Here is a 14,669-nt window from a genome sequence, read left to right as displayed (position 1 = left end):
CCCGCCATAAGTGAAGTAAACCGTATCACTCGCCACGGGCGTGATATGAGCGACTTTCAGCATTTATTGGCCGTTGCCGTCGACAGCATTGCTGGCAAGAGCGAAGAGAAAGGAATCGAAAGCCTGTTCACAAAAGGGGGTACCGTGCTGACTGCGACCTCCAGTCAGGGCATTGAAGACTTTATGGTGGTGTCGTACCTGATACTGACGGCTACTAGCGATGGAGTCGGCCATGCCTGATTTAGGATTAAGCTCGCCACACTTCGAAGCCTTTCTGGCAGGCTTGAGAATACCCAATAGCTGCGTGCTCAATAAACCCCTGTTCAAAAAGATGTTTCAGGAGCACGCCGACCTGGACGCTAAAGACAAAAAGGCATTAAAAGACGATGTTGATAAAATCCGCTGGCTCTACACCTTAAAGCCCAGCACCATCAATATCGCGCCCTACAGTGACGACCTGCGTGACTACGGCGAGTTGGCTTTTCTGGTGGTGGAACTCAGTAGCGCTAAAAATGCAGAGCGACTCGGCCAACTGATCAACCGGGCTATACCTTACCCAACCGTCATTTTCTTTGTGCTCTCTGAACGCAAAACCGTAGAAGGCAGCACACCATCTGCCACAGAAGCAAATGCCGAATCGGATGTACCAGGTCGGGAATGTGAGTCAGAAAATGAAAACGCCAACGAACAACTGGCTATCTGCCTGGCGGATAAACGCATAAACAAGGCCGATAAAGAAAAGTGGGTCATTGAGGCGTTGCAGCTATCGCCTTGGCTGGGGTTGAGCAGCAAGACTGAAAGCGAGCAGCAATTTCTAAACAGCCTGACCTTTACCGGCCTGCCACACAGTAACTTCTGGCAGTTTTATCAAGCCATCATGGCCCGTGTACAAGCCCTTCAGTGTGCGCACATCAGCGGGCGCTTTCATTTGGCCAGCGGTGAAGTCACACAACAGCAAGTTGACCAGCTTAACCTTTACCGCAGTATCGAGAACGATATTAAAAAACTGCGTGCTCAGATCAAGCAGGCCGAGTTCAGCCAGCAAGTAGTGTTGAATACCCAGATTAAACAGCAGGAACAACGGCTCAAGCAGATCGCAGAAACTCTGTAACCGAATTGCAGAAAGCAGAAGCAGAAGAATCAAGAGGAAACACAGTGAAAAACGTTATTCCCCAAATAGACAGAAACAGCAGTGAATCAAAAAGCATGGACATCGTCGCCGACAACATCAGCAAACTCAAAGAACTGTTCCCGGAAGCCTTTACCGAAGACAAAGTGGATTTTGATGCTTTAAAAGAAGTGCTGGGCGACTACATTGAAGGCCGCGAAGAACGCTACAGCTTCACCTGGAATGGCAAAAGCAAAGCCCGCATGCTGGCACAAACCCCAAGTACTGGTACCCTGCGCCCATGCAAAGAAGAATCCGTTGATTGGGATACCACCCAGAACCTGTTTATTGAAGGTGACAACCTGGAAGTGCTCAAGCTTTTGCAAAAGAGCTATCACAAAAAAGTAAAAATGATCTATATCGATCCGCCGTATAACACGGGCAAGGATTTTGTTTATAAAGATAATTTTAAAGACAATATTAAAAACTATAAAGAGATTACCGGGCAGGTCGATGGCGACGGTCGAAATCTGTCAAACAATCCTGAGACCAGTGGGCGCTATCATACTGATTGGTTAAATATGATGTACCCACGATTGAAGCTTGCGCGAAACCTGCTGAAGGATGATGGGGTTATTTTTATTAGTATTGATGATAATGAAGTGGCAAATCTCCGAAGCGTCTGCGATGAAATTTATGGTGAAGAAAATTTTGTATCTCAGTTGACAGTTATTGTTAAGCCTGAAGGGCGTAGATATGGACACTTCGCTAAAACTCATGAATATATTCTAGTTTACTGTAGAAATTATGACTTACTAACCCTTAATGAGATTTTGGTGGAAGGCGCGAAGCATACTCATAGCGATAGCGAGGGAGGGTTTTCGTTAAAAGGTCTAAGGAATAGGAATGTCCAGGCTTTCAATTCGAAGAATAGGCCTAATTTAAGATATCCCTTTTATTGTGACCCTGGTAGCGCCGATAAAAATGGATTTATGAGTGTTTCAACGGTAGAAAAAGATGGGTTTATTCGAGTAGACGCTAGTACGGTAGACGGTCTCGAAAGTGTATGGAGGTGGGGTAAGGAAAAAGCGGAAAAAGAGAATAAGGAACTCGTTGCTTATCGCGGAAACGATGGTGATATAAGAATTTTTCAGAAGGAAAGAAAGCTAACTCAAATGGCAAAGAGCGTGCTATTTGGAAAGGAATTTATCTCTAATAAGGGTACTAAAGAGGTTCAGAGCTTAATTGGAAAAGGCTTATTTGATTTCCCTAAACCGATAGCATTGCTGAACCTTCTATTAGTGATCGGGACTGATGAAGATGCCCTTGTTTTAGATTTCTTTGCAGGTAGTAGTACAACATTTCATGCTTTAATGGAACTTAATATGGAGGATTCTGGGAGAAGAAAATGTATATCGGTCCAACTTCCTGAAAAGATAGAGAATAATAAAGCTGGATTTGAAACTATAGCGGATATCAGCAAAGAACGCATTCGCCGTGTTGCCACCAAAATCAAAGAAGAAAACCCGGATTACCAAGGCGACCTGGGTTTTAAAGTTTTCAAACTCGACTCTACTAATATCAAACCCTGGGAACTGGGCTTTGATCTGACGGAGCAGGATCTGGAAGATCAGATCTCCAATATTAAGCATGGTCGTACTGATTTGGATGTACTATATGAAATTCTAATCAAATCACGTCTCGAACTAACCCTACCAATTACAGAGCGCAGTGTGGCTGGCCATAAGGTATTTGATATCGGTATGGGCGCACTGATGATCTGCTTGTCGGACGACATTACCCTCGATGTGGTGGAAGGCATTGCTAAGCTCAAAGACGAACTGAATCCTGAAATCATGCGGGTGGTCTTCAAAGACGCCGGTTTTGCCGACGACGTGGTGAAAACCAACGCGGTACAGATTCTCAAGCAGGCGGGTATTGAAGACGTCAGGAGCCTGTAACATGAGCCAGAAAGACACGCCAGAATCGTCTGTTAATGTCGCCGCCACTGGACAAAGCGATGGGCCGCTGACTGGGTTCGATGGTTTGATAGGCTTGCTGGAGCAAACCCATGCCGTCGCACTACGGCAGGCCAGTCGGGCGACCCACAGCGCTCTCGTGGTACGAAACTGGTTATATGGGTGGTATATCTGTGAATACGAAGTGCACAGTCGCAGCCGTTCTGAGGTCTATGGCAAGCAGCTGATGGAGACCCTATCGAAGCGACTGACCGCAAGGTTGGGAAAAGGCTTTTCCCGGCGCACTCTGGATCAGTTCCGGCAGTTTTACCAGCACTCGCCAAAGATTGGGCAGACGCTGTTCGCCCAATCTTCAGGTGACCTTAAACAGGCGGTGCAACAACTGCTGGCCACGCCACCCACTCATGATGAGATTCAGCAGACACTGTCTGCCGAATCTTCCCGTCAGGCTGATAAGGTTAACCAGACCACTCAAAAAGGCCTCAGCGAATCTGACCTGATGCGTATCACTCAGGCATTGATGAGTCAGTTCCCCTTAAGTTGGTCCCACTATTTGTTCTTGCTGAGCATTGCCGATCCGGATGAACGGCAGTTTTACGAGGTGGAATGTGGTAACGAAGGTTGGTCTTTGCGTGAACTCAAGCGTCAGTTTGATGCCAGTCTGTACGAGCGGCTTGCCTTAAGCCGGGATAAAGCCGGGGTAAAAAAGCTTGCAGAGCAGGGGGCGATGGTCGATAAGCCGTCTGACGTGATTAAAGACCCTCTGGTGTTGGAATTTCTCGGATTTGAAGCGCATCACCGCTACTCCGAGACCGAGCTGGAAACGGCCATCATCGACAAGTTAGAGCACTTTCTGCTGGAGCTGGGGAAAGGCTTTTTGTTTGAGGCGCGACAAAAGCGCTTCACCTTCGATGAAGACCACTTTTATGTCGATCTGGTGTTCTACAACCGTTTGCTGCGTTGTTATGTATTGATTGATCTGAAAATTGGCGAGCTGAAACATCAGGATCTGGGCCAGATGCAGATGTACGTCAATTACTTCGACCGCTACGTCAAACTCGACGATGAGCAGCCCACCATTGGCATTGTGCTGTGCAAGAAGAAGAAAGATGCTCTGGTAGAAATTACCTTACCGGAAGGTGCCAACATTCACGCCGCCAAGTACCAGACCTATTTGCCTGATAAAAATGCGTTAAAGCAACAGCTTCAAGAGGCTCAGGCAGAGTGGGAGGCCATCCATGAAAGTGTTTCGGCAACGCAGGATAAAGATAACCAATGAAAATTCAATTTGATGCAAACCTGAATTATCAGCGTGATGCCATAGAGTCGGTAACGGGCGTATTCGCGGGCCAGGAAATCTGTCAGACCAACTTTACAGTAGCGCCTTTACAATCCTGGGAGGAAGGCTCGCTGTTCCATGGCACTCAGGAAGATACTCTGGGTATTGGCAACCGTTTGCGCCTGCTGGATGAAGACATCCACGCCAATATCCGCAAAATACAGCTGAAAAATGGCCTGGCACCGTCAGAAGATTTTGATTCCAAAGATGGCATCAACCTGACGGTAGAAATGGAAACCGGTACCGGAAAAACCTATGTGTATCTGCGTACCGTGTTTGAGTTGAACCGTTTGTACGGCTTTACCAAGTTTATTGTCGTTGTGCCGTCCATCGCCATTAAAGAGGGGGTGCAGAAGTCGCTGGAGATAACAGCGACGCACTTTAAAGAGCTGTATGAGAACGTTTCGTTCGATTCGTTCACCTACGATTCCAGTAAACTCTCAGACGTGCGTAATTTTGCTACCAGCCCTGATATTCAGATCATGGTGATCAATATCGACGCTTTCCGTCGAAGTTTCGCTGATCCAGAGAAAGAAAACAAAGCCAATATCATTCATCGGGCACATGACCGCATGACCGGTGCCAAGCCGATTGAATTTATCCAGCAAACCAATCCGATTGTGATTGTTGATGAACCCCAGAGCGTCGATACAACACCCAAAAGTAAAGACGCCATTGCCTCGCTTAACCCCATGTGCACGCTGCGGTATTCGGCAACCCATGTTGAAAAGCACCACATGCTTTACAAGCTGGATTCAGTCGATGCGTATGAGCAGAAGCTGGTGAAACAGATTGAGGTGGCAGGCATTGATGTGAAAGACGGCCACAATAAGGCTTATATCAAGCTGCTAAGCGTCAACAACAAGAAAAGCCCGATCAACGCCAAACTCGAAATTCATGCTCGTTTAAAGAATGGCAGTATTAAACCGAAGACCGTCACGGTGACCAGCGGAGCGGATTTGCTGGATAGCAAGTATAGCGGTGGTCGCGATATCTACGATGGCTACATTATCGAAGATATTGATTGCACCGAAGGCAGTGAATACATCAGCTTTACCAGTAAGCCCGACATTCTGAAACTGGGCCAGGCACTGGGCGAAGTGGACCCGGATGAATTTAAACGCCTACAGATCCGCAAGACCATTGAAGAGCATCTCGATAAAGAAATGCGCTTGCGCCCGCAGGGCATTAAGGTGCTGAGCCTGTTTTTTATCGACAAGGTCTCCAACTACCGCGCTTACGACGAAGACGGCAACCCGCAAAAGGGTAAGTTCGCCCTGATGTTTGAAGAAGAATACGATCGTGCCATTCGCAAACCCAAGTACAGCCAGCTCTTTGAAGGTGCCGATCTGGATACGGCGGCGCAAGGTGTGCATAACGGCTATTTCTCTGTCGATAAGAAGAAAGACAGTTCAGGCAATGAGATGGTGAAAGACTCATCGGGCAAAACTGCCGCCGATGAAAGCGCCTATAACCTGATTATGAAAGACAAAGAGAAACTGCTGAGTTTTGATTCAAAGCTCAAGTTCATCTTCTCTCACTCAGCGTTGAAGGAAGGTTGGGATAACCCGAACGTGTTCCAGATCTGTACCCTGAACGAAACGACCTCTGTCATCAAAAAACGCCAGGAAATTGGCCGGGGCTTGCGCATCTGCGTTAACCAGGATGGCGAACGGGTACATGGTTTTGCGGTGAATACCCTCACCGTGATGGCTAATGAATCCTATGAACAGTTTGCAGAAGAATTGCAGAAAGAAATCGAAAACGAAGAAGGCATCAGGTTTGGTGTGGTCGAAAAGCACCTGTTTGCCAATATCGTGGTGCCGGTTGACGATCACAATCACGAATACTTAGGCACTGAGGCTTCAAAACAGCTGTGGGACCACCTGCAGAATGAAGGGCACATCGATAAAAAAGGCAAAGTGCAAGACAGCCTGAAGGTATCGTTAAAGAACGGTACTCTGGCCTTGCCGGAGGCATTCCAGCCCCATGCAGCACAGATTGCCACGGTACTCAAAAAAGTATCCGGTAACCTGAACATCAAGAACCGTGATGACAAAGCCAAGGTTTCCCTGAACAAAGCGGTGTATCTGAGCCCCGAGTTTCAGGCGCTATGGGATCGTATTAAATACAAAACCACCTTCCGCGTGGACTTTGATACCAATGCGCTGATCGAAAAGTGCGCCGAAGAGATCAAGATCAACTTGCAGGTAGGTAAAGCGCGTTTTACCTACCGCAAGGCGAAGACTGAAATAGACCGTGGTGGAGTGCATACAGAGCAGGTTCAGGAAACAACCAGCGTGTATGAATCCCGTGCCTTTGATTTGCCGGATCTGATCACTTACTTACAGAACGAGACGAATCTGACACGCCGTACCATTGTTGCCATTATCAACAAAAGTGGCCGCTTGGAATCCTTCAAGAACAATCCGCAGAAGTTTATCGAGCAGGCCGCTAACATCATCAAAAGCCAGATGCGGCTGTTCATCGTCGATGGCATCAAGTACCAGAAAATTGGTGATGACCAGTTTTACGGACAGGAACTGTTTGAAACGAACGAACTGTTTGGCTACCTGAAAGACAACATGGTGAAAGCCGAGAAGTCTGTATTTGACCACGTGGTTTATGACTCCGACATCGAACTGGAATTCGCCTCAGCCTTTGAGCGAAACGAGGATATCAAACTCTACGCCAAACTCCCCGGTTGGTTCAAAATCGATACCCCATTGGGCGGTTACAACCCAGACTGGGCAGTGCTGATTGAGCAGGACGGTAAAGATAAACTCTATTTCGTTGTTGAAAGCAAGAGTACTCTGTTTTCAGTGGAACGACGCCCGGAAGAAAACGCCAAAATCAAATGTGGCTTTGCCCATTTTGAAGCACTGGGTAACGACGTTACCTTCACGGTATCAAACTCAATGGATGAACTTTCAGGGCGGTATTCCTGAGGGGGAGAGTATTACAGCCATGACGAAGCTGGACATGGAAGTTTACCCGCAAATAAACCGAGCACATCAAACATGCGGTCAACGAGTGTTTACCAACAAGGAGGTTGGGTATGTTTGCTAAGTATAATTGCGGTGCTTGTCAGGCTCCTTGCGAAACCATTTTATCAGAGGCCAAGAGTCGGGAAGTTATTTGCAAGTTTTGTGGTTCATGTCACTCATTAGCATTTGTAGGTTGTCCTTCGTGTAATGAACGTAAACTAATAGACACCCTTGAGTTTGAGGTATCTGGTTATATCTTTTGCTCATGTGGCTTACGGCTGGATGAATCCAATATTGTGACCATGATCTCGCGCCATTATTGACGAATTCTATTGTTGGCTTCTTATGAAGAACTTCGTACTTGCAAGGGACAGAACAACTAAGGAAATTGTTCACATCAAGGATGTTCCTGAGGGGTATTCAAATGGAGAATGCTCTGAGTGCGGACATCCGCTTATCACTTCGAATAGAAATCAGGCAACGCGGAAGGTGGCCTGCTATTTCAAGCATGGCGGAAATAGCACCTGCACTGGTAGTCAGTTGGTACATGATCTCGCTGTTGAGGTTTTGGTTCGGCATAAGGAAGTCACTCTCCCGCGCTATGAAGAAAATATTCGTTTTCCTGAGACAGGCGAACCCTATCAAGAGACCCTGTTTACTTTACCAGTAAGAACCCATACAAGTGATCAGGTCGAAGCTGAGCAGACTCAAAGCCTTGATACGGGAATCCGCCGAACGGATGTAGTCTTCTATGGCGAGCATCTTCTGTATGTTGAGGTGCATCACACTAACGCAGTTAAAGAAGATCGAGCGGCATTCTATAGAAAGCTTGATAAAAACTGTATTGAGGTCGATGTCGAAGGGTATGACGACTACCTTGAAGCCGGTATTGATGAATTCGCTAACTTCATATGCCACAAGTCTGAACGGCGGTGGATTCACCTGTCGTCGGAGATACCTGAACTAAAACGTGCCTTTGCCGCACTAGAGCATAGCCACCGAATGGACTTGAAAATTCGGGCGGCATATGAGGCTGAAAGAAAGCGAGCGTGGGATAGCGAGAGAAGAAAGAATAAACAGCTGGTTGATAAGCTTCAGGAATTTCAGAAGCTGGGAATCGAAGAGTTACGATTTCGGCTTAATCAGCGCGAGTCTTACCGGTCAAGCCGTCTAGAGCGAGATCTGAAAGCGGCACATAGTGCTATACCTGATTTCATCAATCAGGAAGTAGAGCATGATTACGCGTTCAAGACTGCGCGATACCGTTGGCAGCGACTGATCCATAAAGAAGTTATGGAACTGCATAATCATATTCTGACTGGAGCACGTAAATGGCACGAGCCCTTTGTACGTTTCTCATGTGAATATTTTTATTCAATGCTTCGAGACCGGAACGTTCCGGTACTTGAGTTGGTTGATGACTCCGAAGCCATTCACCGTAAGCCTCTCATTGACGTAAGTCTTAACACTTGGGTAGACCGGGGATTGACCAGGGAAGAAGCCAGATTGATACCGAGACCCCTGGCTGCGATAAACGACTACTTGCGGTACTTAAAGTTATTAGGCCTGGTTGTTCGATTGAATGATGGTACTTATGCTATTGGCGTAGCGTTTCGAGGCGATCAGTAGGGTATATGTATTCTGAGCTCGAAGACATCAGTGATTTTCATGATGAATGTTGGCACATGTATGGCTTGATTCCCAAAATTCATGTAGCCATTACTTCTGATACGGTAGTTTTGACAACGGTATCCATCGGTTTCCACTGAATTTGAGACGATACTTCGGGCTTTATAGGTGAACTCGTCTTTGTTTATTTTTAAATTTCCATCGGAATCTATCGAATCAAGTATAAAACTTATGAGATTCTGAGCCGCAAGGCCAACTAGAAAGTCCATTTTTCCAAATGGGATGTAAGCCGTTCCATCTTTCTTGAAAGTAATGTTTTTGTAGTGGCCTTTTGCTCTGACAATCTTGTTTTTCGCCTTATCTTGAATCCAGTATGCCGAGCTGTAAATAAGCACTTTACATATTCTGAGCGGTACCTTGCCGTTAACCAGAAGCCTGTTCTTAGCGCGCTCTATTCGATTTTCCCCACTCAAGCTAGCAATGGTCGGACTACCTTTTGGTTGTGAGCTTTTAGAATCATTTTCCTTTATAGAGTCATTGCACTTTGCCGTCGAGGTCGAACTTGTTTGTGACGCAGGTTTTCTCCTATTAAAGTATGGTTGCTTAGTTGCTACCGGAGCCTTCTTGGAGAAAATGTGAGAAACAGAAAGTAGATTGGCTCGTATGTAAGAATCTAGGTGCTGTGAAAGCACGTGCTCCATGATATTTACTGGGTTTATGTTCTTCTGGCATTTAGTGCAAAGTAGATTTTTACTGGCTGTACTGCTGACGTAGTATCTGGATTTGAAGTCTTCACGTAGCTTCATCAACATTTTTTCATTGAATGTGAGCACATTGAAATGCTGAGACGACACATGTTGGGGGTATTTATCTTGATGAAAATAGGTACCACATGCCGAGCACAAAACATGGGGGGTGCGAGGGTGAACCTTTTTGAAGTGTTTGCTTAGGCTATCGACACTTATAGGTACGGTGCAGAATGGACAGAAGGTGTGCAGTAACGGGCGCTTAACTGAGCTGTCAGCTTTCCTGTTGCCACTCTTGCTTTTAACTCGTTTGGCCATACTCATCCCTGACTGCATTTGGTCGCATTCTTTCCTCAGATCCTCTCACAGATTAAAATAATTTTCGATATTGATGCTACCGGATAGTTTCTGTTGGCTCATAGTGGCTCTTTTCCGGACAATCTTCGCGCCCCCCTAACACCCGTTCTACTCTTTAATCATCCTTCACAATAATTTGGCTGAGTATGATTAATAAGAAACTAGTAGTAGTGGGTTGCTGTGTACTTTCATCGATAGCGTATGCTGAACGTCCCGTCGTCGAGCATGGTTTGATCGCAGGTGCATCTGTTCAGGTGGGTAGCTATGAGGAAGATGGAGGGGATAGCGTATCTCCTATCGGTGGGCTGCTTTCTCTTGAAAAGCCTTTGACGGATAATTTCAGCCTGAGAGCGGATTATGCGTTCGGTCTGGAGGGTGACACTACTGAGGTCGGTACGACCGATGTCGATGTCTCTCTGGTTGGTATGTTCTCTGGATTTGCCAAAGTTCAGACAAGCGACATTGCTGGCTTTCGTTTATATGGCTTGCTGGGTGTGAGTAAGGCTGAATTCAAGGCCGAGGTCATTGATTCGGACGCAGAGACAACAGACGGGGACACGGGGCTGTCGTATGGTTTAGGTGTCACGGCGGGCATTAAGCCGGGCCTTACTGTGAACGGCGAATTCGTATCTTACCTTTCTGAAGACACCTACTCTTATTCCGGATTTAATTTCGGGCTTTCAAAGCTCTTTTGATGTCACCGGGGCCCAAAGCATCATGACTCTCAGGCCAATATGTCCTGACTGACCATACTTTTTAGGGCCGACCGGCGCAGGCTGTCTAAACTCAGAGGATGATCTAATTCCTATCTTCGGAGCTTATATGCAGATTTCTGGGCGAATCCGCTTGATGGCGGGTGCTTTGTTGCTGTCTTCAATACTAGGTATCTACGTTATCACCTCTTTTGTTGCTGAGCCGTTGATTCGGGCAGAAGCGACATCTCATATGAATAGCCGCGTCGATGCTATGCGCTCTGACATTGAGGGGGTCTTGGAGTCGACAGCCGTGTTAACCCGTTCATTAGCAATTCTGACGGAATCTCTGCCGTCAGATCGCAACGTTTTAATCGAGCAACTTGAGGGTGTCGTTGATCAGTTTGGGGATGCCCGTATCGCCGGAGGAGGGGTATGGCCAGAGCCAAGCAAGCTTTCACCCGGTGTGGCACGTGATTCTCTTTTCTGGGCTCGCGAGGGCACTGGCTTGAGTTTGCTGGACGACTATAACGCGCCAGAGGGTAGCGGTTATCACAATGAAGGCTGGTATACCGTGGGTAAAGGGCTTGCCGCGGGGCAGTGTGCCTGGTCTGAGGTGTATTTTGACCCTGCCTCTGGAGTCGCGATGACTACCTGCACAGTTGCAATTCAACGTAACGGTCAGTTCTGGGGCGTTGCAACCATTGATCTTAAGATGGAAGGTATCGAGAAACTACTTGAAAGCATGAATGCAGCCAGCGGTGGTCATGCGGTCATTGTTGATCAGACAGATCGTATTATCGCCGCACCAGATATCCGTAATGAGCCAATAGCGACTCTGACACTTGATGACGTCATCCAGCGTGATGCCAGCCTGAAGCCTCTGATCACTTCATTGAGATCTGGGCCGGGTGTGTATCAGTTGCCCGATGCCGTTGTCGATGGTGGTGGTTCGCAGCTTATTATTGCTGAATTGCCCGAGCAAGGCTGGAAGCTTGCGTTGATTATTCCTGATGCGGTCGCCCTGAGCGGTCTGAACACGACGGTACTTGCTCTTTATGGCTCGTTGATTCCTCTTATGTTGATTTTCTCCGTGCTTGTATACATGTACGGCAATAAGTTACTCGGACTTCTCGCTGAAACTACAACGCAGATTAAAAGTATGTCAGAGGGCAGAAGTGATCAGCGCCTGGTTATCCGGGGTTCGGATGAGATCGCTGAGCTGCGCAAAGCGGTTAATGGTTACGGTGAGCATTTGTCGAACTTACTTCGTGAGTTGGCTGATGAATCCGGCCGTGTGAAGGAGGGCGCTGAGAAGCTTCATGCGTTGAGCGATACCCTGCAGAACCGGGCTTTGAAGCAGCACGGCGAAAACGAAGCACTGGTTAACTACATTAGTGAATTGGCAGAGTCTGCAAACGAGGTAACCCTGCATACAGGTGAAGCTAAGCAGACGGCTGACGAGGCGCGCTCTTTAGTAGGAGAGGGTGAAGAGGTTGTTGGTAAGAATGCTCAGGCCATCTCCGAATTGGCGACTGAACTATCCAGTGCTAAAGCGGTGATGGATCGTCTTGCAGGCGATGCTGAAAAAGTAGGCACGGTGTTAGAAGTGATTAAATCGATATCAGAACAGACGAACTTACTGGCATTGAACGCAGCAATTGAAGCCGCGCGCGCAGGTGAGCAGGGGCGGGGTTTTGCTGTGGTCGCCGACGAGGTCCGCACTCTTGCTCAGCGAACGCAGGATTCAGCAAGCGAGATCGACAACATGATCGCTCAGCTACAGGCTGCAGCCGATGAGGCTGTGAGCGTAATTGATCAGAGTCGGGTAATGTCAGAAGAGTCTATCAACCGCGCGGATATGGCGAAGCAACACTTTGGTGATATCGTTAATGCGTTTGGGAAGATCACCAATAAAACAGAAACCATCGCAGCAACGGCGGGAGAGCAGGCCACACTGAGCCAGAAGATAAGTGACCTAGCGCAACGTATACGCGAGTTGTCTGATCAGAGCAGCCAAGATGCCGGTGCACTGAATGCTATGAGTCAGAATTCGATTCAACTTGCTCAGCGTCTGCACGATATCAGCCGTTGAGAATAGCGCCCGGTTTTCATTCCGGGCTTTCAAAGCCTTTGTCTCCTCCTTACAATGACCTCATCATTTAAGAGGAGCACAGCATGGCCAAGGGTTTTGAAGTTACGGGGATCATCCACACCATCGGTGACACGCAGTCGTTCGGGCAGAACGGGTTTACTAAGCGTGAGTTTGTGGTCAAGCTGACCGGTGAAGGCGAGAAAGAAGAGTACCCTAACTACGTGGCGCTGGAGCTGATCAAAGATAAGTGTGCCCTGATGGATAGCTACCAGCCAGGAGACGAGATTAAGGTTCAGTTCAATCTGAACGGTCGCCTCTGGAATGCGCCGGGCAAGCCTGAGAAGTGCTTCACCAGTCTGCAGGCGTGGCGTGTTGAGCGCATGGACGATGTGCCGCAGTTTGCTCAGCAGCAGCCAGCGCCGTCGCAGGCGTACAATGATTTTGATGATGACGTGCCGTTCTAAGCGGGCAGTCTGAATTAATGAAGGCGCGGTGATCGCGCCTTTTTTGTGGATCGGATTCAGGAGAGTGCTAATGCGTGTATTGATTGCTGGATCATCAGGGGCCATTGCCGAAGCTGTCGCTAAGCGAATGCGTGATGAAGGGGATCATGTATTCACCTTGAGCCGGTCGGGTGAGCCTTCGGCGACGCACTGTGTGGCTGATCTGACCAAACCGTCGTCAGTCGAGCAGGTAAAAGCATTCGTTGAGAAGTGTGGGCCACTGGACGCGGTGTTCTGTGGCACTGGGTTGTTGCACGGTGGTTGGAATATGCCCGAGAAATCGCTGTCGCAGCTGTCGATGGAGTGGCTTCAGCAGAACATGTTGGTCAACGTTCAGACGCACATTCATCTCGCACAAGCCGTTGAGCCACTTGTAAAACGTTCGTCGCCCATTAAGTGGGTCTCTCTGTCGGCCATGGTTGGCAGCCTGGAAGATAACGGCCTGGGCGGTTGGTACAGTTACCGTATGAGTAAGGCCGCCCTGAATATGTTTATCCGTAATTTGTCGATTGAGTGGTCGCGGAAGGCGCCAGGCAGTGTGGTTGTGGCCCAGCATCCGGGCACGACGGATTCACGTTTGTCAGAGCCGTTTCAGGCTGGGATTGCCGAGGGCAAGTTGTATACCCGCGAGCAAACCGCTGAGCGCCTGGTCAATGTTATGAGAGGGCTGACGCCTGAACAGAACGGGCGTTTGTTGCATTGGGACGGAAGTGTGATTCCTTTTTGATCTAAAATCTTACTCTTTCAGCCCACCCCGGCAGCTTCATGCCTTCTGAGGTAAGTTCGATGTCATCCGGTTCTGGCTGTACTTCTTTATCGCGGTAGGGCAGTGGTAAGTTCTCTTTCGCTACAGCGCTCAGGTACTGCTGCTGACTCTCACGGATCTTCTCATTTCTTGCTATGTAGCTGTGCCATTCGGCTTCGGTGACGAGTGTTTTCAGGTGTTCACGGCTTGCTTGCCCGCTTAGCACCCAGGCGCTGGCATTGTTTCCTCCAAAGCCTTTGCTGTTGATAAAACAGACCGGGATATCTTCGGCTGAAACCTTGGTGTGGCTCAGCGGAATCGTCAGATGTGACTGATGCACGTCGGGTGCGATTTCGCTGGCTGTGGTGATGCCGGGCAGGACACCGTAGTTCCATGAGCCCAGAGTCATTAACAGCTGGTCGGCGGACGCCGCAGAGATGGAGTGCCCTAAATGGGCTTTCACCGCGCATACAGGCCACTTGCTGATGC

General features: G+C 48.2%; 11 protein-coding genes and 1 pseudogene. 10 read left to right on the top strand and 2 right to left on the bottom strand.

What is annotated here, in order from left to right; genetic code table 11:
- From B2067_RS00300 to B2067_RS00275, 6 genes are all read left to right on the top strand, one after another.
- Positions 1-240: hypothetical protein (locus B2067_RS00300; protein ID WP_301387124.1), on the top strand; the 240-nt coding region annotated here is incomplete at its 5' end.
- Complete coding sequence (locus B2067_RS00295; protein ID WP_301387123.1) at positions 233-1,111, top strand: DUF4391 domain-containing protein; 879 nt, start codon at positions 233-235, stop codon at positions 1,109-1,111. The genes B2067_RS00300 and B2067_RS00295, both read left to right, overlap by 8 nt.
- A gap of 44 nt (positions 1,112-1,155) precedes the next feature.
- Positions 1,156-3,069: a site-specific DNA-methyltransferase gene (locus tag B2067_RS00290; protein ID WP_301387122.1), complete on the top strand. Its 1,914-nt coding sequence runs from the start codon at positions 1,156-1,158 to the stop codon at positions 3,067-3,069.
- A 1-nt stretch (position 3,070) separates the two neighbouring features.
- On the top strand, positions 3,071-4,366 hold the full coding sequence (locus B2067_RS00285; RefSeq protein ID WP_301387121.1) for a PDDEXK nuclease domain-containing protein: 1,296 nt from the start codon (positions 3,071-3,073) through the stop codon (positions 4,364-4,366).
- The gene (locus B2067_RS00280) at positions 4,363-7,374 is read left to right on the top strand and encodes a type III restriction-modification system endonuclease (RefSeq protein WP_301387120.1); all 3,012 of its coding nucleotides are present in this window, start codon (positions 4,363-4,365) and stop codon (positions 7,372-7,374) included. Before B2067_RS00285 ends, B2067_RS00280 begins: the two co-directional genes overlap by 4 nt.
- A 384-nt stretch (positions 7,375-7,758) precedes the next feature.
- Positions 7,759-9,042 (top strand): hypothetical protein, encoded by a 1,284-nt coding sequence (locus B2067_RS00275; protein WP_301387119.1) that lies wholly within the window; start codon positions 7,759-7,761, stop codon positions 9,040-9,042.
- Here B2067_RS00275 and B2067_RS00270 read toward each other — a convergent pair.
- Positions 9,036-10,106, bottom strand: coding sequence for a hypothetical protein (locus B2067_RS00270; protein WP_301387118.1), 1,071 nt, complete (start codon positions 10,104-10,106; stop codon positions 9,036-9,038). The two genes, B2067_RS00275 and B2067_RS00270, sit on opposite strands and share 7 nt — an antisense overlap.
- A 185-nt stretch (positions 10,107-10,291) precedes the next feature.
- Here B2067_RS00270 and B2067_RS00265 point away from each other — a divergent pair, with 185 nt between their 5' ends.
- The 4 genes from B2067_RS00265 (at position 10,292) to B2067_RS00250 (ending at position 14,162) form a co-directional block, all read left to right on the top strand.
- Complete coding sequence (locus B2067_RS00265; protein WP_301387117.1) at positions 10,292-10,840, top strand: outer membrane beta-barrel protein; 549 nt, start codon at positions 10,292-10,294, stop codon at positions 10,838-10,840.
- Positions 10,841-10,967: 127 nt separating this feature from the next.
- Positions 10,968-12,932, top strand: coding sequence for a methyl-accepting chemotaxis protein (locus B2067_RS00260; RefSeq protein ID WP_301387116.1), 1,965 nt, complete (start codon positions 10,968-10,970; stop codon positions 12,930-12,932).
- Positions 12,933-13,015: 83 nt separating this feature from the next.
- Entirely contained in the window at positions 13,016-13,396 is a 381-nt protein-coding gene (locus tag B2067_RS00255) for a DUF3127 domain-containing protein (RefSeq protein ID WP_301387115.1), read from the top strand.
- 70 nt (positions 13,397-13,466) lie between these two features.
- On the top strand, positions 13,467-14,162 hold the full coding sequence (locus B2067_RS00250; protein WP_301387114.1) for an SDR family NAD(P)-dependent oxidoreductase: 696 nt from the start codon (positions 13,467-13,469) through the stop codon (positions 14,160-14,162).
- A 1-nt stretch (position 14,163) separates the two neighbouring features.
- On the opposite strand, the pseudogene B2067_RS00245 reads toward B2067_RS00250, so the two are convergent.
- Positions 14,164-14,669, bottom strand: a pseudogene (locus tag B2067_RS00245) (beta-ketoacyl synthase); the annotation flags it as partial.

Source organism: Thalassolituus sp. UBA2590, from assembly GCF_002339775.1.
Lineage (GTDB): Bacteria > Pseudomonadota > Gammaproteobacteria > Pseudomonadales > Oceanobacteraceae > Thalassolituus.
This window is presented reverse-complemented; position numbering and strand designations above follow the sequence as displayed.

Coding starts and splice junctions, on each gene's coding strand:
- B2067_RS00260 (WP_301387116.1), top strand. CDS start 10,968: ATGCAGATTTCTGGGCGAATCCGCTTGATGGCGGGTGCTTTGTTGCTG.
- B2067_RS00285 (WP_301387121.1), top strand. CDS start 3,071: ATGAGCCAGAAAGACACGCCAGAATCGTCTGTTAATGTCGCCGCCACT.
- B2067_RS00295 (WP_301387123.1), top strand. CDS start 233: ATGCCTGATTTAGGATTAAGCTCGCCACACTTCGAAGCCTTTCTGGCA.
- B2067_RS00265 (WP_301387117.1), top strand. CDS start 10,292: ATGATTAATAAGAAACTAGTAGTAGTGGGTTGCTGTGTACTTTCATCG.
- B2067_RS00270 (WP_301387118.1), bottom strand. CDS start 10,106: ATGGCCAAACGAGTTAAAAGCAAGAGTGGCAACAGGAAAGCTGACAGC.
- B2067_RS00250 (WP_301387114.1), top strand. CDS start 13,467: ATGCGTGTATTGATTGCTGGATCATCAGGGGCCATTGCCGAAGCTGTC.
- B2067_RS00275 (WP_301387119.1), top strand. CDS start 7,759: ATGAAGAACTTCGTACTTGCAAGGGACAGAACAACTAAGGAAATTGTT.
- B2067_RS00255 (WP_301387115.1), top strand. CDS start 13,016: ATGGCCAAGGGTTTTGAAGTTACGGGGATCATCCACACCATCGGTGAC.
- B2067_RS00280 (WP_301387120.1), top strand. CDS start 4,363: ATGAAAATTCAATTTGATGCAAACCTGAATTATCAGCGTGATGCCATA.